Source organism: Arthrobacter sp. Edens01 (genome assembly GCF_001307035.1).
Lineage (GTDB): Bacteria > Actinomycetota > Actinomycetes > Actinomycetales > Micrococcaceae > Arthrobacter_B.
This window is the reverse complement of sequence record NZ_LKIU01000004.1, coordinates 166,948-187,521: the sequence shown is the minus strand read 5'-3', so window position 1 is coordinate 187,521 and position 20,574 is coordinate 166,948. Positions and strand designations below refer to the sequence as shown.

The window sequence follows — 20,574 nt, the reverse complement described above, 5'->3', positions numbered from 1 at the left end:
AAAAGTTGAAGCACGGGGGTTCCCTTTTTATGTGCCGGTGCTTAACTGGAAATGGTTCCTTAAGGCGGGACCAGAACAGGTCCACTTGGCCGGGACCAGTAGGTTCATCGGCCGGACCTTGGAACGACTCCCTGGCGACAGCCGGGGAGCCGTTCAGTTTAAGGCGCCTTTTGCCGGCGGGCTACTGAGCGGCCCAGTACACCCGGTCATCCTTGAACGAGAATGAGGTCTTCACCAGGACCTTCGCATCGTTCACTGCCTCGGCCGGCACATCGAAGCAGACGGAATAGTCGCCGGCGCCGCCGTTGGTGAGGGTCGGAACCTCGTGCGCAGGGTTGGGCGACACCGCGCTGCATGTAGTGGTGGAGTACTGGCGAGCGTCGGAACCGGCGAACTCCGTGCTGAGGTCAATCCACGGATCGCCTTCCTCAGCGCCGTTGTAGACCACGGCCATGTCCACCAGGACGTACTGCCCGGCCGGAGGCTCGTTGAACTGGTTTTCAGCCAGGACCTGTTCGTTCGCGTTCAGGTTCACGCCGGTGACGGTGACCGTGTACTCGCCGATTTCCGCAGAATTGCCAATCGCCAGGGACTGGGTGCCGGCTTCTTCCTGCTCCTCTTCCGTTGCTGCGACAACGCCGTCGGATCCGTCCTCAATGCTCTCGACTACTGAATCGATGGCAGCTGAGTACAGAGCCTGGGTCGCGAACACGCCGATGATCGAAAGGACGCTGAGGATGAGGCCGGCAATCGGCATACCCTTCGGCGCCCTCCGCTTGGAGGCGACAACAAGGGCGGCGACGGCGAAGCCGAGGCCCGCGATGCCAACGAACAGGAAGAGGTTGTTCAGCACCGGAACCCAGCACAGGGCGAAGGCCACGATGCCCAGGACCAAGGCGGTGACAGCCAGGCCCTTGCCGGGCTTGGCCGGTGGGGCCGGCAGCGGTGCCGGCGCGGGTGAATAGGTTGCGTTTTCCATTGCGGATCCCCCATAGGATGCAAAAGCAGGACGGCCGTGGGGCCGCCGCAGGACACTTTGTCTCTGCTGCGGCCAACACTAGGAGCCGCCTCTGACATTGCTTCCGTGAGCGGAGCTGCCCGAGGACAAACGCGCCTTCGTTTACTCCCCGGTCACGCCGTCGAGCAGTTCCCGCACGACGTCGAGGTGGCCGCAGTGCCTTCCGGTTTCCTCGACCATATGGACCAGGATCCAGCGCAGGTTGTGCGGGCACGTCTCTGCCCGGGCCACATCGTCCAGGGCGTACCGGGCAGCCACCTCGCGGGACTCGGCACAGGCTGCCTCGTAGTCCGCGATGATCCCGGCAAGGCTGTCGGACTCGGAGACGCGGAATTCGCCGTCGGGGTCTTCGTCGCTCCAGCGGGAGGGAACGCCGTCCTGGCCGTCCATACGTTCGCGGAACCAGCTCCGTTCGACATCGGCGAGGTGGCGGAGCAGGCCAGACACGGTGGTGAGGGACGGAAGGACGCGGCGGGCGGCGTCGGCGTCGCTCAGCCCCTGTGCCTTGTATACGGCGCTGGCGCGCAGGTAGTCCAGGAAGCCGTTGAGGGTTTCTCTTTCGCCCGCAGCGTCGGGCGGGTCAATGCGGTTGTCGGTGAGCATCCGCCCAGCCTAGCCATGCCGCCGGACACCAAGGAAACGAACCGCCGTCACATTCCTGCAAGCCGCAGAACCAGCGCCAGCAGCATTAGGACGGCTCCCCCGGCCGCAACTATCCAGGCCGCTGTCCGGGTGGTCAGCCGCATCCATGATCGCCTGCGGGACACCACGGAGTAGAGCCCCGTGATCAGGAAGATGAGCCCGGCCATCCCGACGTAGCCGGGAGCTCCGTTGTCCTCGCCCTGTGCCAGCACAAACAGCAGCAGGACTAGACCCAGTGCGAAACTCGGCCAGTGGAAGCCGGTCTCGTTGTGGTGCCGATGAACTGCCTGGCTGTGGTCCATTGAGCTCATGGTCTGTCCCTTCCCGCTGCAGCGGACCCCTGGTGCGCCCGACCAGAAGAAAACACGGTACGCCTGCTGCCCCGCTGCGTCGCCGGGAGCCCCCTGTGAAGTTGCTGGCAACGATTGCCATTTTTTCTTCCCAAATCCTCTTGCGCCGGACAGCTGGCGGGCGTAGCTTCGTCCGTAATCAACCGAAAGGTTGATCAAAGCAGAGATTGATTACAGCAGTTTGAAGCGACGCGAACGTTGGCTACCCATGAACAAAGCCTCAGAGGACGTGCTGCTCGACCGGGCGTTTCTGGCCCTGGCCGATCCGGCACGGCGGCGGATCATCGCCAGGCTCTCCCGGGGCCCGGCAACGGTCAACGAACTGGCGGAACCCTTCGAAATCAGCAAGCAGGCGGTTTCGAAGCACATTCAGGTTCTTGAGCAGGCGCAGCTGGTCACCCGGTCACGGGATGCACAGCGCCGGCCCGTCCACCTGAACCCTGCACGGCTGGAGGCGCTTACCGCCTGGATCGACCGGTACCGGCTGGTCCTCGAGGGGCAGTTCCGCAGCCTGGATGCCGTGCTTAAATCCGAGGCCGTGCAGCACGGCCAGCAGGCAAAGGACACCCAGACATGACGAACGCACTACAGCTGTCCGTACCGGACGGCGTCCCTTATATTGACTACTCACGGGAGGTGGACTTCCCCGTAGCAGACGTCTTCAACGCCCACCGGGATCCTGAACTGATCAGCCAGTGGCTTGGTCCGCGTGGAATGAAGATGGAAATGGACCACTACGACTTCGTTACCGGCGGCACCTACAAGTACACCCATACCGGCCCGGACGGCGTTCCCTACGATTTCAGCGGAATCTTCCACACGGTCCGGGAAAACGAATTCGCGATCCAGACCTTCGAATTCTCCGGCTACCCGGACGTCGTCAGCATTGAATCCCTGACATTCGAGGATCTGGGAAACGGCAGGACCCGTCTCACTTCACACGGCGTGTATCCCACCATGGAGGCCCGCGACGGCATGGCATCCTCAGGCATGGAAGACGGTCTGGGCCAGGGATATGACCGCCTCGAAGAACTGCTCGCGTCCCTTGCCGGCGCCAGGAGCCCCCAGGAGGCATCATGACCAACGCACTGGAAGTCACCGTTCCCGACGGCGTCCCATACATCGACTACGTCCGGGAGTTCGACTACCCGGCACGGGAGGTGTTCCGCGCCCACGTCAGCCCGGATTCCTACGTCCAGTGGGTCGGGCCGGAGGGCCTGGACACCCGGATCGATGCCTTCGAGGCGACCCCCGGCGGCTCATACCGGTTCGTCCAGAGCGAGGGCGGGGAGGAGTACGCCTTCCGCGGCGTGTTCCACAACATCCGGGCAGACGAGTTCATCCTGCAGACCTTCGAGTTTGAGGGTTACCCGGACCAGGCGAGCCTGGATTACCTGCGGTTCGAGGACCTTCCCGACGGCCGGTCCCGCCTGGTGGGACATTCGGTCTATCCCTCAGTGGAGACGCGGGATAACTTCGTGTCCTCGGGTATGGAATCCGGCATGGCCGAGGGGTACGACAAGCTCGAGCAGCTGCTGGCATTCGCCACGGCCTGAGTCCACACGACCACTCTTGGAGGAGCCATGGACTGGACCCTGGAAGTAATCCGCGTCCCGGTCAGCGACCTTGACCGCAGCATCGCCTTTTATTCCGACCAGATCGGATTCGACCTGGACCACCACACCGTCAACGAGCACATGGCCTTCGCCCAGCTCACACCGCCCGGTTCGGGCTGCTCAATCGTCATCGGTTCCCTTCCCGGCGAGGAGCAGATGGAACCCGGTTCACTGAAGGGCCTCCGCGCGGCGAATCCGCTGATCCCCTACAGCGCCCGCCCGCAGCCGGGCGAAGGGATCTAGGCGCGTAACCAAACAGTACGACGGCGGGCGGGCCGCCTCAGTCCCCCAGGGCTGCGGCGACCCGCTCGACGCCGTACTCGAAGGCCCGGTCCAGGTCACCGCCCAGGCGGAAGGCACCGGCCAGCTCCATGGTGATGAAGCCGGTCAGCCACGCCGTCATAAACCGCGCCGCTTCCAGGGCATCTGCTTCCCCGACGGCGGAACGGGCTGCGGCGAGGACCGGTTCGCTGGCACGGGCCAGGTCATCGGGCGAGGCCGCCCGCGTCTGGATCAGCCGAAACGCTTCCGGCCGCTGATGGGCGAAGGACCGGTACGCACGGGCAAGTCCGGCCAGCGAGTCCTCAGCCTGCATAAGTTCACGAAGCTCCTCCAGCGTTGCCCGGGCGATCAGGGCAAGCAGTGCCTCCCGGTCTTTCACCCGCTTATAAAGGGAGGGCGCCCGGACACCCACCCGCTCCGCGACCGCGTTCATGGTGACGTATTCAGGACCGCCGCCTTCCAGGGCAGCCCTGCCCGCTTCCACAATGGCTTCAAGCGACGTGCGCTGGGGTGCCGGCATGGCTTCTCCTGACAATCGTTGGCTATTGACATTAGCCATCATAGCTAATTAGGTTAGCCATGTGGCCGGACACGCCGGTCTGCCAGAAGGAGAAGCCATGAAGCTCGGACCAAACCTGCACCGGATCGGCAACGACATAGTTGCCGCCTACCTGGTGGAGACCGACGACGGCATCACGGTGATCGACGCCGGGCTCGCCGGCCATTGGCGGGACCTGCAGCAGGAACTGGCAGCCCTGGGCCGTCCACTGGCCGATATCCGCGGCGTCGTGCTGACCCACGGGGACACGGACCACATTGGTTTTGCCGAGCGGCTGCGCCGGGAAACCGGCGTACCCGTCTATGTCCATGCCGCGGATGAGGCCCGGGCGCGTGGAACGAAGCGCTACAAGCCTGCTCCGGGCTCCGCCGGGAGCATGCGGCCGGGCCCTACCGCCCGGTTCCTGGCCTACTCCGTCCGGAAACAGGGCTGGCGCACCACCTACCTCACCGACGTCGTGCCGGTTGCAGACGGAGATGTACTCGACCTTCCGGGATCACCGCGGATCATTGGCCTTCCCGGGCACTCGCCCGGCAGTGTGGCCATCCACGTCCCGGAGGCCAAGGCGCTGTTTGTGGGTGACGCGCTCACCACCCGCAATGTACTCTCCGGCAAGGCCGGCCTGCAGCCGTCGCCGTTCACCGACGATCCGGCGCAGGCTCTGGACGTGCTGGATAGGCTCACCCAGCTCTCAGACGTCGGCTGGGTGCTGCCCGGCCACGGCACGCCCTGGAACGGGAACGTCAGCACTCTTGCCAACGAGGTCCGCTCCAGGGCGTAAACGCGGGAAAGCTAAACCGGTCTGATGGAGGGGCTAGCGGCCATGGCCCGGTCCGTTGCCCTTCCCCGGGCCGTGTCCGCTCCCTTTCCCGGGGTCGTGGCCTTTCCCGGGAGCGTGGCCTTTGCCTGGCCCGTGTCCCTTGCCCGGTCCGTGACCGTGTCCCGTGCCCGGGTTCCAGACGCGGTCATTGATGAACTCGGCCGGCTTGTACTGAATGAAGTCAGCTTCCCCGAGCCCCAGGGACTCGGCCCGCCGGTCCAGCTGCCGGGGATCGGCGAGGTTGGCCCACCGGCCGGTATCCAGCCGCTCATCCATTGCCAGCACGGCCGCCACCCGCTCAGCGTCCGTGAAGGTGCAGTGCCCTGTCCGTTCGACGAACGACTGCCGCAGCAGCGGCGTCGCCCGTGCCTCCCGCACGGTTTCGGCATATTCCTCCATGTATTCCACCGGCGCCAGGATGTCCGCCAGGGTGTGCATGGTCAGGACCGGGATCTGCAGGTCTCCCTGGGGTATGGAGGTGCGGTCCATCCAGTCGAGGGCTTCCTCATCCGGCTCAATGTCCGCAGCAGCGGTGAGCGTGCGCAGGTCCCGCTTCAGGTCCAGTCCGGCGGTGCGGTAGAGAGCGTCCACCTGCTGCCTCTGTGCGGATTGCTGCAGCAGGGCACGGTAGTCCACGCCCTGGTTCCAGCCGCTGTCGCCGTCGGCCGCAGTGACAATCGAAACGCGGGAACCGACTACGAACGGAATGGTCTGCAGCAGCCAGTTGTACTGCGCTTCCTGCTGGGCCGCGAAGTCCCTGCGGTCCGGAGCGCTTTCGCCGCTGAACCAGGTGGGCGTATTCATCAGTGCCGCGGCGAGCGCAACCTTGGCCCGTCCCTCCGGAGTGGCCTGCGCCTGCTGCACCGCCTGCATCAGGGCGGTGATGGTGGCTCCGGCTTCCGCGGACGTGCGGAAGCCGGTCAGCTGCAGGTCCTGGCCCGGCAGCAGCAGTTCGGCGAGCGCGTGGATGCCGTCCAGCTGGTAGTTGTTCAGGTTGATGCCGCCGCCGAGCAGCCCGCAGGTGCTCACTGCCCCGTCCACTCCGCTGTCCGGGGTTTCGGCGATCAGGCTGCTGACCAGCCCTCCCATGGAGGTACCGAAAGCGATGGTGCGGTCCGGTTCCCCTGCTGCCGCGGAGAATGCCGCCAGCGTGTCCAGCTGGTCCTGGGCGGCTGTTCCCAGCGCCCATCCGGCGCTGGCATACGACGACGCCGCCACGGCGAATCCACGGTCCGTCAGGGCCTGAGCGGTGGAGTCAAAGCCAGGGTCCCAGGCCGGGTTATCCGGCCCGGGACGGAACCCGTGGCTGTACAGCACCAGTTTCCCGTTCCAGCCGGCGGGTACTTCCGCTGCCCACGTTGCTCCGTTGGCCAGTGTGCCGCCCAGTTCGGTCACCGGCGGTGCCGCTGTGGATGTGGCAGTGGCGGTGGCCGGTGCTGCGACCAGTGCCAGTGACACGGCAATTCCCAAGGTAGTCAGTCTTCTCATGCGTTGTTCCGATCCTTCCTGCGCCGTTGCAGATGGTTCCCCCCGCTGGGGTCATCCTTCACGACGCCGGAGCAACCGGCAAGGAAAACTAGAGCATCCCGACGTCTTCGTTCCAGAGCGTCGGGTAATCCGTCATGAATTCCTCCATGAGCATGGCGCAGGCCGGATCGTCGAGGACTTCAACCTGCACACCCCGCTGCCTCAGCAGGTCTTCGGGTCCGCGGAAACTGCGGTTTTCACCGATGATGACGCGTGGAATCCGGTACAGCAGGATGGCCCCGGTGCACATGTCGCACGGAGAGAGCGTGGTGACCATGGTGGCCCTGGTGTAGGAACCTGCAGGAAGGCGTCCGGCGTGTTCCAGGCAGTCCATTTCGGCGTGCCGGATGACGCTGCCGAGCTGCTGTCGCCTGTTCCGTCCGGTGGAGACTATGGTGCCGTCCACGAAGAGGGCGGCGCCGATGGGTATTCCCCCTTCTTCCTTGCCCTTGCGTGCGGCGTTCAGGGCGGGCAGCAGCAGCTCCGATGTCATGGCCCCACACTAGGGCCCTGTGTCCTGCGCGCGGAAGGGCGCGGCTCCGCTCAGCCCTGACTGTGCGTCCGGGCCCTTTCCACTCGTTCCCGTACCTCCGGGGCCACCCCGGTACCGAACCGGGTGATCTCCGCAGCGTCATCAGAGGCCAGGATGAAGCCTGAGATCCCGTACTGCAGTGCCATGTCCGTTAGTTCGTCGGCCCACTGGCCCGGCGGTCCCTGCAGCAGTCCCCGGTTGGTGGAGCCAAAGGACCCGCTGATGTTCAGCAGCCGCCGCACCGAGCCGGGGTCCCTCCCGGCGGAGGCTGCGCCGTCGTCGATCACCGCATTCAGCGCAGCGAGGTCCGGCGGGCCTCCGCGCAGGTATCCCAGCGACGGCAGCCAGCCGTCCGCTGCCGCTCCGGTGAGGCGCAGCATGCGCGGCTTGTAGGCACCGAGCCAGATTCCGACGTCGTGTGCCGGTGCCGGACCCCGCTTGGCTCCGTGAACCTGGTGGATTTTTCCGTCGACCCGGAGAGGTGCGGTGGCCCCGGTGTCCCAAATGCCGCGGATGATGCTGATCGCGTCCTCGAGTCCGGTGACGGCATCCCCCGGGGCAAGCCGCTCGCCGCCTGCTGCGGCAATGGCGTCCCAGAAGGCCCCAGTCCCCAGTCCGAGCTCGAGCCGTCCGCCGCTGAGCAGGTCCAGGCTGGCAGCGCTGCGGGCAATAATGACCGGCTGCCGCAGCGGCAGGTTCAGCACGTCCGGCACCAGCCGGATCCGCGAGGTCCGCGCGGCTGCGTAGGACATCAGTGTCCATGTATCCAGGAACCGCGGCTGATAGGGATGGTCCTGGAAAGCGGCCAGGTCCAGTCCGGCCTCTTCCGCTGTTACAGCCAGCTCGACTGCCCGCAGCGGAGGCGATGCCACCGGTGTGATGAAGGCGCCAAAGAGCAGGTCGCGGCCGTAGTCGGGCATAACTGTCTCCTTGCTCCGGTGATGGTGCCGGACAGTCTAACGGCTGCCGGCGTGCGCGGAAGCCGTCCGGGCTTTGTAGGCTGGAAGGCGTGCTCCCTCATCTTTCCCCGTCCTCTGCCGTGACCGGAGCGGGCCGCTTCGCCCCCAGCCCGTCCGGCGAACTGCACGTGGGCAACCTCCGCACTGCCCTGCTGGCATGGCTGTTCGCCCGCAGCACCGGCAGGGACTTCATCCTGCGCGTGGAGGACCTGGACCGCGCCCGCGCCGGGGCGGAAGCTGTGCAGCTGCGTGATCTTGCCGCCGTCGGGCTCGACTGGGACGGAGAGGTGATCCGGCAGTCCGACCGCACCCCGGTGTATCTGGATGCCGTCGAGAAGCTGCGTGCCGACGGCCGCGTCTACGAATGCTTCTGCACCCGCGCGGAAATCTCCGACGCGCCGCGCGCCCCGCACTCCCCGCCCGGCGCATACCCCGGCACCTGCCGCAACCTCTCCGAAGCTGAACGCGCCCGGCGCCGCCTCGAACGTCCTCCGGCCCTGCGCCTGCGTGCCGATGTCAGTGAGTACACGGTTCATGACGCCCTGTACGGGGACTACACCGGTGTGGTGGATGACCTGGTGCTCCTGCGCAACGACGGGGTTCCGCCGTACAACCTCGCCGTCGTGGTCGATGATGCAGCCCAGGGCATTGACCAGGTGGTCCGCGGGGACGATCTGCTCTCCTCCACACCCCGCCAGGCCTACCTCGCCTCGCTGCTCGGCCTGCCGCCGGTGGAATACGTCCACGTTCCCCTGGTGCTCTCCCCCAGCGGCAAGCGGCTGGCAAAGCGCGACGGCGCCGTAACCCTCGCCGCACTGGCAGACCTCGGGATCTCAGCCCAGGACGCAACCGGCATGATCCTGGGTTCACTGGGCCTGCCCGGCACTCTTCCCGACGCGCTTCAGGCCTTCGACCCGGCCACACTGCCCCGCCAGCCCTGGATCTTTTCGCCGCCGGCGGCATAGCCACCCCACTGAGCGGGTGCTGGCCAGCTCATTGGGATTGGGTGTTAACTGGGGCGCATGCCTCTTACCGGTGAATATGCCCCCAGTACATCCAAGCGCTCCCGCGAGCAGGCCGAGGAAATCGAGTCTTCCGGCGGCACCCGCGGCACCACCTTAGGCGGCCGCCCGGTGGTACTGCTGACCACCAAGGGTGCCAAGAGCGGCAAGCTGCGCAAGACTCCGCTCATGCGGGTGGAGCACGACGGCGATTACGCGGTGGTCGCGTCCATGGGCGGCGCTCCGAAGCATCCCGTCTGGTACTTCAACATCGTGGCGAACCCGCACGTGGAGCTGCAGGACGGACCGCAGAAGTGGGACATGCAGGCCCGTGAAGTGACCGGGGACGAGAAGGCAGTGTGGTGGGAGCGTGCCGTTGCGGCATACCCGCCCTATGCCGATTACCAGGCCAGGACCGACCGGGAGATTCCGCTCTTTGTACTGGAGCGGATGGACTAGCCCTCGCTGTCAGGCGGCGATCCGGGCAGCAGGTCCAGCTGCATCCAGCCCACGTGGTGCCAGGCGCCGTGCTTGAACCCGACCCGGCGGAAGACTCCCACCGGAGTGAACCCCAGTGAGCCGTGCAGCGCTTCGCTGGCCGGGTTGGGCAGCGTCATGCCCGCCACCAGGGTGCGGTAGCCCTGCTCCCCCAGCCGCTGCACGAGGGCTGCGTACAGCCGCTTGCCCAGACCGGTTCCCCTCACGGATTCGTCCAGGTAAATACTGGTCTCCGCAGTGCGGCTATAGGCGGCCCGGCTGCGCCAGGTACCGGCATAGGCGTACCCGGCCACGCCGCCGTCGTGCGCTGCCACCAGCCAGGCGTGCTGTTCCTGTGCCGCAGCGATCCTCCGGCGCATTTCATCCGGTTCCGGAGGTTCAGCCTCAAAGGTCGTTGCCGTCTCCAAGACATACGGGGCGTACAGGGCTGCGCAGGCCGGGGCGTCGCCGGGCCCTGCGTCACGGATGACGTAGGGGGAATCCATGGCCACAGCGTAGTGCCTGCGGTGTGGCCCCGCGTTTGGGGTGTGGCCGCCGGCGCGTTCGGGACTGGCCGGCGCGTTCTTGCTGTCCCGGGGCGAGGGCGGCGGATCCTTGGAGCTACAGCGCGACAGTCCGGGTGAACCAGAGCCGGTACCGGAAACCGCCAATCCTGAATCCGAAGACCGGGATGTCCATCTTCGCCCTTCGGGTCAGGCGGCCGGTCCCGCGGAGGCGGTCGAGTCTCTGCCGTTCCTGCCTGTACTGCTCTGCTTCATCCATGCGTTGCCGGTAATCCAGCTTCGCCAGCTCTATCTCCATCAAGCTCATGTTCATCATCCCTCAGCACTTCTGACGCTTCCGCCGGGCAGCATCCGCAGGTCCGCTTCCGCAGGACCGTTTCCGCTCGTCCGCTTCCTTCCGCGAACGGGAGCTTCCGTGGATACGTGGCCGCTCCCGCTGTTGCAGAACTGCCTCAACGCTAGAAGCGGTCAAGGGGCGAAACGACGCTTATCAGGACAGCTTGAGTCCGGATTGAAACGCATCGCGGACAGGTTTTGTCCGCAGGTTCACCTGTTGGTTTCCATGACCCGAAATCCGGTCAGGACGTGCAGCCGATTCCGTCGCCGTCGCCGTCGAACTTCGGATCCCAGCCGGGATCTCCCGGACGGATTGGTGCTGCCCCGGCAGCCTTGACGGCCGCACAGTTGGCGTACACCGGCGTCGTACTGGATACGGCAGCCTCCGGTGCCGGACCGACAGCCCGGGAAGCTGTTCCCTCGCGGACCGGAACGGGTTCGTCCGGGCAGGAGGCAAGGACAGAGGCGATGGCATCGTGTTCTGCCTGCGTCATCCACAGCCGGTACTCCGCCTTGACCGCAGTCTGGCGCGCGACATACTCGCAGCGGAAGGCCTTGTTCGGCGGCAGCCAGGTGGCGGCGTCGGAATCCGATTTGGCGCCGTTCGCCGGGCCGTCAGCGGCAAAGAGGTTCAGCGGATCGTTGGCCAGCTGGCGGCGTTCCTCCGCCGAGAGCTGCTGGGCGCCCTTTTGCCACGCGTCCGAGAGCGCTACAACGTGGTCGATCTGCACGGCCGTGCTCGTAGTGTTTCCACGCACGAAGCTGATGGTGCTCCCGGTGTAGGGATCAACGAAGGTTCCTGATGCGACAACGCAGTCCTTGGTGCCGGGTTTGAAGGTCTCATTTGTCAGGTCGCGGGCAAGAATATCGTTCCGGGTGTCGCAGCCGTTATGGTCCACGTCCGCCCAGGCGGGCCCGAACTCTTCGCGGCTGTAACCGGTCTTTGGAGCGCGGCCCTTGATGGGAATCCCGCTCAGCTGTTCCAGCGCCGTTCCGGCCTGTGGCTCTGTTATTGAGGAAGAAGCGGCCGGTGAGGCCGGCAGCTGTGCTGCCGAATCCGTCTCCTGGGGGACGCAGGCAGTTCCGAAGAGACTTACGGGGAGGACGGCAAGGGACAGCAGGGCGGAGCGCAGGTGTTTCATCGCCCCTAATTATCCGTGCCCCGAATGCCGTTCCCGTGCAGGCTCGCGGGGTCCCGAGCCTGGCCCTTCCAAGCGCCACCCTTCCGCTGGGCGCCTTGGGCCGCGTAGATTCGGGTCAAAGCCGTCGCAAGGAGATGCACATGGCCACGGGTAAGAACGGCTCACAGTCAGGCACTAAAACCTCTGCCCGCATTGGGAAGGCAGAGGATGAGCTTGCGGAAGAACTCACCGAACGCCAAGCCTCATCCGACGGCGGGAAAAGCCGGGTCTCGGTCGCGGAGGACTACGCGGCAGAGCTTGATGAGCTCGGGGAACTTGATTCAAAGACCGCCAAGGTTCGGGACAAGGGCGACGACGCTGCCTGGCGGCACAACTATCCATACACCAAGAAACTCAGCCGCCGAAGCTACGAACGGCAGAAACGGCAACTGCAGATCGAGCTGCTGAAGATGCAGCTGTGGGTCAAGGACACCGGGCAGAAGATGCTCATCATCTTCGAAGGCCGTGACGCTGCCGGCAAGGGCGGTGCCATCAAGCGGTTCAATGAGCATCTGAATCCCCGCGGATCTCGGGTGGTGGCGCTCGAAAAGCCCAGCGACCAGGAACGCACGCAGTGGTACTTCCAGCGCTACATCGCCCGGCTGCCCAGCGGCGGGGAGATCGTGATGATGGACCGGTCCTGGTACAACCGTGCCGGCGTCGAACGCGTGATGAACTACTGCACGCCGGCCCAGTACCTGGAATTCATGCGGGAGGTTCCCGAACTGGAACGCATGCTCGTGAATTCAGGGGTACTGCTGCGCAAGCTCTGGTTCTCCGTTGGCCGCGCCGAGCAGCTGGCCCGGTTTGCCGCGAGGGAAACAGATCCGGTCAAGCAGTGGAAGCTCTCCCCCACCGACCTTGCCAGCCTGGATAAGTGGGATGACTACACCCAGGCCAAGGAAGCCATGTTCTTCTACACGGACACCGGAGATGCGCCATGGACAGTGGTGAAGTCCAACGACAAGAAACGGGCCCGCCTCGAAGCCATGCGATTTGTCCTCGACAGTGTGGATTACCCCAACAAGGACCGCCGGGTCGCGCATGCTCCGGACCCGCTGATTGTTGGTCCGGCCGCCAGCCACTACGAGGAAGGCGAGGAACCCGACGGACTGTTTCCGGTAGTCAAACCCCAGCCCTGAGCCCGGAACTGCCTATGATGAAACGGTGACTTCAACCCCGAGACCCGCATGAGTTCGCGCCTGCACAGCCTGGTTATCGAGTCTTTGGGGCGGCGGGTCGTTTCCGGGGAGCTGAAGCCCGGAGACACCATGCTCTCGGAACAGCTCGAGACCGAGCTGAACGTATCCCGCTCCGTTGCCCGTGAAGCTGTCCGGGTGCTGCAGTCCCTGGGGTTGGTGGAGACGGTCAAACGGGTCGGGATCCGCGTGCTGCCGGAGACATCCTGGAACGTTTTTGACCCGTACATCGTGCGCTGGCGGCTTGCCTCAGTCCCCGGCAAGGGTGCGCAGCTGCGCTCGCTGACCGAGCTCCGTTCCGCCGTCGAGCCTGCCGCAGCCGAACTGGCCGCCGAACACGCACCCGAGGACATGGCTGCAGAGCTGATGGCCGTTGCCGCAAAGATGCGTGCGGTGGGGCGGGCCGGTGATCTGCAGCAGTTCCTGGAGCTCGACATTCACTATCACGCCCTGGTTCTGGCCGCCTCGGGGAACGAGATGTTCGCACAGATGCAGTCCATGATCGCCGAGGTGCTGCGGGGCCGCACCGACTACGGTTTGATGCCGTCCCGTCCGCACGAGGAGGCGCTGCAGTGGCACGTCGACGTCGCGAACGCCATCCAGGCCGGCAACCCCGACGCCGCACGCGAAGCCATGGACCAGATCATGCGCCGGACAAAGTCTGAGGTCGAGGGTGTCTGGCGGGATGAGCCGAGGATCTTCACGCAGCCAGAGCGGCAGCCGGGGGCTGTGGAGGGGTAGTTCGACGGCGGACGTCGGGAACGTCGGGAACGTCGGGGACGTCGGGAACGCCGGGAACGCCGCGGGAGCGGGCTGACGGGGGTTGCTGTCTGCGGCACGGTAGCCCGGCGGCAGCGGCGATGCGGGCGCGATGCGGCAGCGGCAGCGGCAGCGGCGATGCGGGCGCGATGCGGCAGCGGCAGCAGCAGCGGCAGCAACTCGAGCCCGTCAGCCCAGCCCTCTATTCCTCGACAGCCATGGCATCTCTCGGCGCGCAGAAATCCTTATCCACATGCGCTGGAACTACTGGCCACGCGGGAGCCGTGCATTTATAGCGTGTGGGCATGTTGGAAATGGAAGCAGTGCCTCCGATTGCGGCACCGACATCAACAGGCGCCTCGCCGAGTCTGCACCGGCGCTCCCAGAGCCTAGAGGGCACCGAGAACTGCAGCTTCGATCCGCGGCTGCCCGTCAAAGGCCGATCCACGGCTATGCCCGACCAGACCGGGCCGTCGCTGAGCGATGCCGGGCAACCTCTCACTCCTGGTCGCCGTGACCACCCCCTCCCTGTTTCGTCTCCCGCAACGAACTCGCTCCGTGAGAACGTCACTGCTTGGCTGCATTACCTGCAGGATCCCGTGCACGAAGCGGACATCGCCACTGAGATCGCCGACTCCGACCTTGTTGATTTGATGCGGGTGTTGGAGGAGTTGAAGTCAGCTGCTGCGGGTGTGCAGGCACGAGCCGCGGCAGCGTTTGATGCTTCGCAGAGACGCGCGCAGTCCCGTGCCGGGGTGCCGGCCGATCAGCTGGGCCGTGGGATCGGAGCGCAGGTCGCTCTGGCCCGCAGGGACTCACCGCACCGGGGCGCCCGGCATCTGGGCTTTGGCAAGGCGCTGGTCCACGAGATGCCTTATACCCTGGCGGCCTTGTCGGCCGGGGTGCTCAGTGAATGGCGTGCCACCCTGCTGGTCCGGGAAACCGCGTGTCTGGACCTGGAAGACCGTGCCCGGGTTGATGAGCTGATCTGCAAGGACCCGGACAAGCTCGAAGGGCTGGGTGACCGCAGGTTGATCGCCCGGATCCGGACGGTTACCCAGGCCCTGGATCAGGCTTCCCAGGTGAAGCGCAATGCCAAGGCCGTGGCAGACCGGTACGTGTCCTGCCGCCCGGCCCCGGACACCATGTCCTATCTGAGCGCTCTGCTGCCCGTCGCGCAGGGTGTGGCCGTGTATGCCGCGTTGTCCCGGGCAGCGGATGGGTTGCGGGCCTCAGGGGATGAGCGCGGGCGCGGTCAGATCATGGCCGACACCCTGGTTGAACGCGTCACCGGGCAGGGCAGTGCAGACCGGGTACCGGTAGAGGTGCAGCTGGTTATCACGGACCGGTCCTTGTTCCGGCGGTCAGGGCCGGACGAGCCGGCATACTTCCCCGGCTACGGGACCGTTCCGGGGTACTGGGCCAGGGAACTGATCAGCAAAGCCCTGACCAACCCGCCAGGACACAACAACATCCCTCGCAGCCCGCTCGGAAGCGGCAGCAGTACCCAGAGAAACAGCAGCAGTCCTCGCAGCCCGCTAGGACGCGGCAGTCCCCAGGCCCCGCCAGGAAGCAGCAACAGTCCCCAGAGCCCACCCAGAAATGGCAACAGTTCCCAGACCGCACTCGGAACTAACCACAGTCACCACCAGACCGCACCAGGAAACAGCAACAGTTCGCACCAGACCGCACCCGGGCCCGGCAACAGTCCCCAGACAGGCAGGCCGGGTGGTCCGGAACCGGCGGATGTGGTGACGCTGCGGCGGCTGTACCTGGACCCGGTCTCGGGCGAGCTGGCGGCGATGGAATCCCGGGCACGGGCGTTTCCGCCCGGGCTGGCCAGACTCATCCGTACCCGGGACCAAACCTGCCGCACACCCTGGTGCGATGCACCGATCCGCCACATCGACCACATCCAGCCCCACGCACAGGGCGGCCCCACCACCTACACCAACGGGCAGGGACTCTGCGAAGCCTGCAACCACGCCAAGCAAGCACCCGGCTGGAACTCCACCACCCTCCAGCCGCGACAGGCAGAACAACCGCAACGGCCGCCTCGGCCGCCAGAAGCAGTACCCCAGCCACCCCAGCCACGGCACAAGGTCCGCATCACCACGCCCACCGGGCACGCTTACATATCCGCCTCGCCGGCTCTCCCCGGCAGCGGGGACATCGCCACTTGCGCGAGCACCACCACCGGGGAAAGCGGCTGAGATTATGCCGCTGCCGCCGCCGTCACTCGCCGAAGCGCAGCAGCACCTTGCTGCTCACCGAAGCATCCTTCGCGACCGCAAAGGCCTCCAGTGCATCCTCTACAGCGAACTCGTGGGTGATAACCGGATCGATCTGCAGGCTGCCGTCGGCCAGGGCAGCGATCACCTCGTCGATCTCGTCGTTGAACCGGAAGGAACCAACCAGCTCGAGTTCCCGTGTAATTGCCAGGGAAATCAGCGCAGGCTGTTCGCCCGACGGCAGCAGACCCACCATGACCACGCGTCCGCCACGCGTCGCACCCTGAACGGCAGACATCAGGCCCCGGTAGCTTCCCGACGACTCAAAGCAGATGTCGGCATCCACAGCCGCAATCGCTTCCGCGTCGGTTGCGAGCAGGCTCCGCGACGCTCCAACCGCGCGAGCGGTCTGCAGCGGGAACTCGTGCATATCCGTCGTAATGATCTCTGCAGCGCCCCGGGTCTTCAGCACCGCAGTGATGAGCGCACCAATCGGACCGGACCCGGTGACCAATACCCGTTTCCCCCGCACATCGCCGGCACGCGAAACCGCATGCCAGGCCACCGCCGCAGGCTCGATCAGCGCGGCACGGCGCATCGGAAGCGTCTCCGGCAGCACCCGCAGCATCCTGGTCGGAAGGTTCACGAAGCGGGCAAAAGCACCCTCGGTGTGAGGGAACCGGGCTGCGCTGCCCAGATAAGTGCAACCGGGAGAAAGGTTCGGCCGGTCCTCGGGATACCGGGACCCGTCACCGGGACCGGGAGTCGCCGGATGAACCGCCACAGCGGCACCCTCAGCAGGCCCGGATCCGTCAGCGGCAGCGCGGACAACCCGCCCCACAACCTCGTGGCCCAGAAGCATCGGAGCCTTCAGAACCGACTCACCGGCAGCGCCGTGCTGCCAGTAGTGCAGGTCGGACCCGCACACTCCGCCGTACGCGATCTCCACAACGGCCTCATCGGCGGCCGGGGCATCCAGCTCAACGGGTTCAACCCGCAGGTCACCCGCACCGTGCGCTACTACTCCAAGAATCTCCATGGTCCTGCCTTTCACACCACTGTGGTCATGCCGCCGTCAATGAAGACGACCTGACCGTTGACGAAGTTCGACGCATCCGATGCCAGCCAGATCGCCGGACCGACGATGTCCTCCACGCTCCCCCACCGTCGGGCCGGAGTACGGCCGAGGATCCAGGAGTTGAAGGCCTCGTCGTCGACCAGGTTCTGGGTCATCTCGGTGTGGATGTACCCCGGGGCGATCGCGTTGACCTGCAGCCCTTCGGCAGCCCATTCCGCCGTCATCGCACGGGTCAGGTTCCGGATACCGCCCTTGGATGCCGTGTACGGAGCGATGGTAGGCCGTGCCAGATCCGCCTGCACCGAGGCGATGTTGATGATCTTGCCCCGCCCGCGCGGAATCATGTGCCGGGCAGCTTCACGCCCCACCAGGAACGCGCTGGTCAGGTTGGTACGCATCACGCGTTCCCAGTCCTCGACGTCGAGCTCCAGCATCGGCACACGGTGCTGCACACCGGCGTTGTTGACCAGGATGTCCAGCGGACCGATTTCGCGCTCTACCCAGGCCACGCCGTCGGCCGCCGCAACAGCGTCGGTGACGTCGAACCGGCGCGCGAAGACGCGGTCCTCTCCAAACTCCGCGGCCAGCGCAGCCCGCGCTCCTTCCAGCCGGTCGGCATCCAGGCCATTGAGCACGACGACGGCGCCCGCACCTGCGAGCCCGCGGGCAATCGCGTTGCCAATGCCCCGGCTGGATCCGGTGACCAGGGCAATCCGCCCGGAAATATCAAACATGTTGGCAGCCAAAACTGCGGCTCCTCTCCGGCACCCGGTGAATCCGGGTACCAAAACGGCCGGGAACAGAGCTGCTCCCGGCCGGATGGATGTACTAGAACCCGGACGCGACCAGGTAAATCGCCAGCGCCAGGACGAACCCGACGACGCCGATCAGCGCCTGGCCAACGGTCCAGGTCTTCAGCGTGGTCTTGGTGTCCATCTGGAAGAACCGGCTGACCAGCCAGAAGCCGGAGTCGTTGACGTGGCCGGCGAAGACGGAACCGGCAGCGAGTGCCAGCACGATCGCCACGGTCTGTACCGCGTTGAAGTCGGGGTTGTCCAGGACCACGGGCTGCACCAGGGCAGCGGCGGTCGTCAGGGCAACGGTGGCCGAACCCTGCGCAACACGGACGATCGCAGCGATCACGAAGCCGGCGACGATAACCGGCAGACCGACAGCGTCCAGCGAATCCGCAATCGCGTTGCCGATGCCGCTGGCGCGCAGGACGCCGCCGAACATGCCACCGGCACCGGTGATGAGGATGATGGAGCAGACCGGGCCGAGCGCGGAGTCAACCACGGTTTCGATCAGGGTGCCCTTCTTGCCCTGGCGGCGGCCGAGCAGCCACATGGCAAGGAAGACGGTGATCAGCAGGGCAACCGGAGTTTCACCGAGCATGCGCAGGATCTGCACCCAGGTGTCGTCAAGGGAAACGAGGTCGGCGGCGGCAGCCATGTTCAGGCCGGTGTTCAGGAAGATCAGGACGAACGGGAGCAGCAGCAGCGTAATGATGGTGCCCAGGCTGGGCGAGGAGCGGAACTCGGACTCGACCGAACCCTTGGGCGCATCGAGGATGGACGGCACCGGGATGTTGAACTTGCGGCCCAGGAAGTGGCCGAACAGGTAACCGGCGAGGTACCAGGTGGGAATTGCGACGATCAGGCCGAAGATCAGGACCAGTCCGACGTCGGCGCCCAGCAGGCCGGTGGCGGCCACGGGGCCGGGATGCGGCGGAACGAAGATGTGCATGGCGGAGAAAGCCGCGGCTGCAGGGAAGGCATAGGTCAGCAGCGATCCGCCCATGCGGCGGGCAACGGTGAAGATGATCGGCAGCATGACCACAAGGCCGGCGTCGAAGAAGATCGGGAAACCGAACAGCAGCGAGGCCACCGAGAGTGCCAGCGAGGCGCGCTTCTGGCCGAACTTGTTGATCAGCGCATTGGTCAGCACTTCAGCGCCGCCGGAAACCTCCAGCATGCGGCCCAGCATGGCGCCGAGGCCCACCAAAAGCGCCACGGTTCCGAGCGTGGAACTGAAGCCGCTGAGCATGGTGGGGACAATGTCCCCGGCCTGCACGCCTGTCGCAACCGCGGTCAGGAGGCTGACCAGGATCAGCGCCAGGAAGGCGTGGATACGGAATTTCATGATCATCACGAGCAGCAGGGCAATTGCTGCGACGGCGATCAGCAGGAGGCCGGGAGTACCCAGCGTCCAGTTGAGCTCAAGATCGGTCATCGTTGTCCTATCAGGATGGTGAGAGTGACTTGGTGGGGTAAGTAACTCAGTGGGGAAAGTCCGGGCTAACGCCCGGCGGGTCCGACTGCGGCTGCCGCACCAGCGGCAATTTCGTCGAGGCTCAGCGTGATGCTCAGCCGGATTCCGGCCTCGTCCTCGCCGAGTGGTTCAAGGGTTTCGAACTGGGAGTCGAGGAGACTCGGCGGCATGTACTCGTGGTCGCGCCGGGAAAGCCGCTCAGCGATCAGCTCGCGGGATCCCTCAAGGTGGACGAACTCGACGGTCGGAGCGTAGGACCGGATGAGGTCCCGGTACTTCCGTTTCAGTGCCGAACAGGCAACCACGGTGGCGGTGCCGTTCTGCAGTCCTGCTTCGAGCTCGCGGCCGATGGCACGCAGCCAGGGTTCGCGGTCCTCGTCAGTCAGCGGATGGCCTGATGCCATCTTGGCTTTGTTGCTGGCGGGGTGCAGGTCGTCTCCGTCAAGGAACGGCATTCCGAGTTCGGCGGCAATCGCCTGGCCCGCGGTGGATTTGCCCGATCCCTGGACGCCCATAACGACCAGCGGGGGATAAAGATTGTTCGCCAATGGCATGGCCAAACTCCTCAGACGCTCCATTACATCTGATTTGCTATGGCATGGACCACTAATAAATCAGATTTATCAGGTCAAAAGTAGCACATCATCCACGGCCCCGGACGGGTACCGAGTGCAGCACACTAGCGGACAGACTGTTGCACGGATACATACTCGAAGATCACGCTGGTGTTGGTACCCGCAACCTCGGGATGAACGCTGATGTTGTTTGCTACCAGGTCCCGGAGCGCCCCGGAGTCAGCGAGCGCCACATGGATGAGGAAGTCCCGGTCCCCGGTGACGAAAAAGATGCTCTCCACACCCGGCAGCTGCGCGAGATAGTCCTTGAAGGTGGCCAGGTTTGAACGTGCGTGGGCGTGCAGCCGGATGGCGATCATTGCCTGCAGGCCACGTCCGGTAGCCGCGGGATCCACGTCTGCATGGAAACCCCGGATCACGCCTTGCTCCTGCAGCGCCCGGATTCGGCCATGGCAGGTGGAAGGAGCAATGCCGACGGCGGCCGCAACCGCATTGTTGGGCATCCGCGCATCGGAGCGGAGCAGCTCCAAGATCCTCCGGTCAACCGGATCCAGCACCCGCCGTTCCTTCGGTCCAGCCCCTACGGAAACTCCGATTATCGAATCTTCACTCATAACGCGGAGCCTATACAGAATCT

At 65.5% G+C, this 20,574-nt stretch carries 25 protein-coding genes; 10 read left to right on the top strand and 15 right to left on the bottom strand.

Features of this window, described 5'->3' with window-relative positions:
- Positions 1–181: 181 nt before the first annotated feature.
- From AO716_RS05795 to AO716_RS05785, 3 genes are all read right to left on the bottom strand, one after another.
- A complete protein-coding gene (locus tag AO716_RS05795) occupies positions 182–979 on the bottom strand; it encodes a DUF4190 domain-containing protein (RefSeq protein ID WP_055240009.1) in 798 nt (265 codons plus the stop codon).
- 141 nt (positions 980–1,120) lie between these two features.
- On the bottom strand, positions 1,121–1,621 hold the full coding sequence (locus tag AO716_RS05790) for a DinB family protein (RefSeq protein ID WP_055240008.1): 501 nt from the start codon (positions 1,619–1,621) through the stop codon (positions 1,121–1,123).
- 47 nt (positions 1,622–1,668) lie between these two features.
- The gene (locus AO716_RS05785; RefSeq protein ID WP_055240007.1) at positions 1,669–1,971 is read right to left on the bottom strand and encodes a hypothetical protein; all 303 of its coding nucleotides are present in this window, start codon (positions 1,969–1,971) and stop codon (positions 1,669–1,671) included.
- A gap of 247 nt (positions 1,972–2,218) precedes the next feature.
- Here AO716_RS05785 and AO716_RS05780 point away from each other — a divergent pair, with 247 nt between their 5' ends.
- The 4 genes from AO716_RS05780 to AO716_RS05765 are packed head-to-tail and all read left to right on the top strand — an operon-like array spanning position 2,219 to position 3,869.
- Complete coding sequence (locus AO716_RS05780; protein WP_055240006.1) at positions 2,219–2,587, top strand: ArsR/SmtB family transcription factor; 369 nt, start codon at positions 2,219–2,221, stop codon at positions 2,585–2,587.
- A complete protein-coding gene (locus tag AO716_RS05775) occupies positions 2,584–3,090 on the top strand; it encodes an SRPBCC family protein (protein WP_055240005.1) in 507 nt (168 codons plus the stop codon). Before AO716_RS05780 ends, AO716_RS05775 begins: the two co-directional genes overlap by 4 nt.
- Positions 3,087–3,566, top strand: a complete 480-nt coding sequence (locus AO716_RS05770) for an SRPBCC family protein (protein ID WP_055240004.1) — start codon at positions 3,087–3,089, stop codon at positions 3,564–3,566. Before AO716_RS05775 ends, AO716_RS05770 begins: the two co-directional genes overlap by 4 nt.
- A gap of 27 nt (positions 3,567–3,593) precedes the next feature.
- The gene (locus AO716_RS05765) at positions 3,594–3,869 is read left to right on the top strand and encodes a VOC family protein (protein WP_082413350.1); all 276 of its coding nucleotides are present in this window, start codon (positions 3,594–3,596) and stop codon (positions 3,867–3,869) included.
- 37 nt (positions 3,870–3,906) lie between these two features.
- Here the strand turns inward: AO716_RS05765 and AO716_RS05760 are convergent, their stop codons facing one another.
- Entirely contained in the window at positions 3,907–4,428 is a 522-nt protein-coding gene (locus AO716_RS05760) for a TetR/AcrR family transcriptional regulator (protein ID WP_055240003.1), read from the bottom strand.
- Between the two features lie 97 nt (positions 4,429–4,525).
- Here AO716_RS05760 and AO716_RS05755 point away from each other — a divergent pair, with 97 nt between their 5' ends.
- Entirely contained in the window at positions 4,526–5,248 is a 723-nt protein-coding gene (locus tag AO716_RS05755; protein ID WP_055240002.1) for an MBL fold metallo-hydrolase, read from the top strand.
- Positions 5,249–5,281: 33 nt separating this feature from the next.
- Here the strand turns inward: AO716_RS05755 and AO716_RS05750 are convergent, their stop codons facing one another.
- The 3 genes from AO716_RS05750 to AO716_RS05740 all read right to left on the bottom strand — a co-directional run bounded on the left by AO716_RS05750 (position 5,282) and on the right by AO716_RS05740 (position 8,266).
- Entirely contained in the window at positions 5,282–6,775 is a 1,494-nt protein-coding gene (locus AO716_RS05750; protein WP_200907595.1) for an alpha/beta hydrolase family protein, read from the bottom strand.
- A gap of 88 nt (positions 6,776–6,863) precedes the next feature.
- Complete coding sequence (locus AO716_RS05745) at positions 6,864–7,307, bottom strand: nucleoside deaminase (protein ID WP_055240001.1); 444 nt, start codon at positions 7,305–7,307, stop codon at positions 6,864–6,866.
- Between the two features lie 50 nt (positions 7,308–7,357).
- The gene (locus AO716_RS05740; RefSeq protein WP_055240000.1) at positions 7,358–8,266 is read right to left on the bottom strand and encodes an LLM class flavin-dependent oxidoreductase; all 909 of its coding nucleotides are present in this window, start codon (positions 8,264–8,266) and stop codon (positions 7,358–7,360) included.
- Positions 8,267–8,385: 119 nt separating this feature from the next.
- On the opposite strand from AO716_RS05740, the gene gluQRS reads away from it, so the two are divergent.
- A complete protein-coding gene (gene gluQRS, locus AO716_RS05735; RefSeq protein WP_055239999.1) occupies positions 8,386–9,270 on the top strand; it encodes a tRNA glutamyl-Q(34) synthetase GluQRS in 885 nt (294 codons plus the stop codon).
- 57 nt (positions 9,271–9,327) lie between these two features.
- The gene (locus AO716_RS05730; RefSeq protein ID WP_055239998.1) at positions 9,328–9,765 is read left to right on the top strand and encodes a nitroreductase family deazaflavin-dependent oxidoreductase; all 438 of its coding nucleotides are present in this window, start codon (positions 9,328–9,330) and stop codon (positions 9,763–9,765) included.
- Here the strand turns inward: AO716_RS05730 and AO716_RS05725 are convergent.
- The 3 genes from AO716_RS05725 to AO716_RS05715 all read right to left on the bottom strand — a co-directional run bounded on the left by AO716_RS05725 (position 9,762) and on the right by AO716_RS05715 (position 11,785).
- Entirely contained in the window at positions 9,762–10,289 is a 528-nt protein-coding gene (locus AO716_RS05725) for a GNAT family N-acetyltransferase (RefSeq protein ID WP_055240109.1), read from the bottom strand. The two genes, AO716_RS05730 and AO716_RS05725, sit on opposite strands and share 4 nt — an antisense overlap.
- A 115-nt stretch (positions 10,290–10,404) precedes the next feature.
- Positions 10,405–10,614 carry a hypothetical protein gene (locus AO716_RS05720; protein WP_152969874.1) on the bottom strand — a complete coding sequence of 70 codons (210 nt, stop codon included), beginning with the start codon at positions 10,612–10,614 and terminating at the stop codon, positions 10,405–10,407.
- Between the two features lie 271 nt (positions 10,615–10,885).
- Complete coding sequence (locus AO716_RS05715; protein ID WP_055239996.1) at positions 10,886–11,785, bottom strand: GmrSD restriction endonuclease domain-containing protein; 900 nt, start codon at positions 11,783–11,785, stop codon at positions 10,886–10,888.
- A 140-nt stretch (positions 11,786–11,925) separates the two neighbouring features.
- Here AO716_RS05715 and ppk2 point away from each other — a divergent pair, with 140 nt between their 5' ends.
- From ppk2 to AO716_RS17680, 3 genes are all read left to right on the top strand, one after another.
- Positions 11,926–12,966: a polyphosphate kinase 2 gene (ppk2, locus tag AO716_RS05710; protein ID WP_055239995.1), complete on the top strand. Its 1,041-nt coding sequence runs from the start codon at positions 11,926–11,928 to the stop codon at positions 12,964–12,966.
- A gap of 48 nt (positions 12,967–13,014) precedes the next feature.
- Positions 13,015–13,764 (top strand): FadR/GntR family transcriptional regulator, encoded by a 750-nt coding sequence (locus tag AO716_RS05705; RefSeq protein ID WP_055239994.1) that lies wholly within the window; start codon positions 13,015–13,017, stop codon positions 13,762–13,764.
- Positions 13,765–14,234: 470 nt separating this feature from the next.
- A complete protein-coding gene (locus tag AO716_RS17680; RefSeq protein WP_235472011.1) occupies positions 14,235–15,995 on the top strand; it encodes an HNH endonuclease signature motif containing protein in 1,761 nt (586 codons plus the stop codon).
- 22 nt (positions 15,996–16,017) lie between these two features.
- Here the strand turns inward: AO716_RS17680 and AO716_RS05695 are convergent, their stop codons facing one another.
- The 5 genes from AO716_RS05695 to AO716_RS05675 form a co-directional block, all read right to left on the bottom strand.
- The gene (locus tag AO716_RS05695; RefSeq protein ID WP_055239992.1) at positions 16,018–17,052 is read right to left on the bottom strand and encodes an L-idonate 5-dehydrogenase; all 1,035 of its coding nucleotides are present in this window, start codon (positions 17,050–17,052) and stop codon (positions 16,018–16,020) included.
- Between the two features lie 11 nt (positions 17,053–17,063).
- A complete protein-coding gene (locus AO716_RS05690; protein WP_055240108.1) occupies positions 17,064–17,825 on the bottom strand; it encodes an SDR family oxidoreductase in 762 nt (253 codons plus the stop codon).
- 94 nt (positions 17,826–17,919) lie between these two features.
- Complete coding sequence (locus tag AO716_RS05685) at positions 17,920–19,323, bottom strand: GntP family permease (RefSeq protein ID WP_055239991.1); 1,404 nt, start codon at positions 19,321–19,323, stop codon at positions 17,920–17,922.
- Positions 19,324–19,388: 65 nt separating this feature from the next.
- The gene (locus AO716_RS05680; RefSeq protein ID WP_055239990.1) at positions 19,389–19,916 is read right to left on the bottom strand and encodes a gluconokinase; all 528 of its coding nucleotides are present in this window, start codon (positions 19,914–19,916) and stop codon (positions 19,389–19,391) included.
- A gap of 125 nt (positions 19,917–20,041) precedes the next feature.
- Positions 20,042–20,551, bottom strand: coding sequence for an Lrp/AsnC family transcriptional regulator (locus AO716_RS05675; RefSeq protein WP_055239989.1), 510 nt, complete (start codon positions 20,549–20,551; stop codon positions 20,042–20,044).
- Between the last annotated feature and the right edge of the window lie 23 nt (positions 20,552–20,574).

Bases quoted from the DNA above. Each gene is read 5' to 3' on its own strand.
- AO716_RS05695 (WP_055239992.1), bottom strand. From the start codon at position 17,052: ATGGAGATTCTTGGAGTAGTAGCGCACGGTGCGGGTGACCTGCGGGTT.
- AO716_RS05785 (WP_055240007.1), bottom strand. From the start codon at position 1,971: ATGAGCTCAATGGACCACAGCCAGGCAGTTCATCGGCACCACAACGAG.
- AO716_RS05745 (WP_055240001.1), bottom strand. From the start codon at position 7,307: ATGACATCGGAGCTGCTGCTGCCCGCCCTGAACGCCGCACGCAAGGGC.
- AO716_RS17680 (WP_235472011.1), top strand. From the start codon at position 14,235: ATGCCCGACCAGACCGGGCCGTCGCTGAGCGATGCCGGGCAACCTCTC.
- AO716_RS05675 (WP_055239989.1), bottom strand. From the start codon at position 20,551: ATGAGTGAAGATTCGATAATCGGAGTTTCCGTAGGGGCTGGACCGAAG.
- AO716_RS05750 (WP_200907595.1), bottom strand. From the start codon at position 6,775: ATGAGAAGACTGACTACCTTGGGAATTGCCGTGTCACTGGCACTGGTC.
- AO716_RS05705 (WP_055239994.1), top strand. From the start codon at position 13,015: ATGAGTTCGCGCCTGCACAGCCTGGTTATCGAGTCTTTGGGGCGGCGG.
- AO716_RS05725 (WP_055240109.1), bottom strand. From the start codon at position 10,289: ATGGATTCCCCCTACGTCATCCGTGACGCAGGGCCCGGCGACGCCCCG.
- AO716_RS05685 (WP_055239991.1), bottom strand. From the start codon at position 19,323: ATGACCGATCTTGAGCTCAACTGGACGCTGGGTACTCCCGGCCTCCTG.
- AO716_RS05765 (WP_082413350.1), top strand. From the start codon at position 3,594: ATGGACTGGACCCTGGAAGTAATCCGCGTCCCGGTCAGCGACCTTGAC.
- AO716_RS05715 (WP_055239996.1), bottom strand. From the start codon at position 11,785: ATGAAACACCTGCGCTCCGCCCTGCTGTCCCTTGCCGTCCTCCCCGTA.
- AO716_RS05720 (WP_152969874.1), bottom strand. From the start codon at position 10,614: ATGAGCTTGATGGAGATAGAGCTGGCGAAGCTGGATTACCGGCAACGC.
- AO716_RS05760 (WP_055240003.1), bottom strand. From the start codon at position 4,428: ATGCCGGCACCCCAGCGCACGTCGCTTGAAGCCATTGTGGAAGCGGGC.
- AO716_RS05730 (WP_055239998.1), top strand. From the start codon at position 9,328: ATGCCTCTTACCGGTGAATATGCCCCCAGTACATCCAAGCGCTCCCGC.
- AO716_RS05755 (WP_055240002.1), top strand. From the start codon at position 4,526: ATGAAGCTCGGACCAAACCTGCACCGGATCGGCAACGACATAGTTGCC.
- AO716_RS05770 (WP_055240004.1), top strand. From the start codon at position 3,087: ATGACCAACGCACTGGAAGTCACCGTTCCCGACGGCGTCCCATACATC.
- AO716_RS05795 (WP_055240009.1), bottom strand. From the start codon at position 979: ATGGAAAACGCAACCTATTCACCCGCGCCGGCACCGCTGCCGGCCCCA.
- AO716_RS05790 (WP_055240008.1), bottom strand. From the start codon at position 1,621: ATGCTCACCGACAACCGCATTGACCCGCCCGACGCTGCGGGCGAAAGA.
- AO716_RS05775 (WP_055240005.1), top strand. From the start codon at position 2,584: ATGACGAACGCACTACAGCTGTCCGTACCGGACGGCGTCCCTTATATT.
- AO716_RS05740 (WP_055240000.1), bottom strand. From the start codon at position 8,266: ATGCCCGACTACGGCCGCGACCTGCTCTTTGGCGCCTTCATCACACCG.
- ppk2 (WP_055239995.1), top strand. From the start codon at position 11,926: ATGGCCACGGGTAAGAACGGCTCACAGTCAGGCACTAAAACCTCTGCC.
- AO716_RS05690 (WP_055240108.1), bottom strand. From the start codon at position 17,825: ATGTTTGATATTTCCGGGCGGATTGCCCTGGTCACCGGATCCAGCCGG.
- AO716_RS05780 (WP_055240006.1), top strand. From the start codon at position 2,219: ATGAACAAAGCCTCAGAGGACGTGCTGCTCGACCGGGCGTTTCTGGCC.
- AO716_RS05680 (WP_055239990.1), bottom strand. From the start codon at position 19,916: ATGCCATTGGCGAACAATCTTTATCCCCCGCTGGTCGTTATGGGCGTC.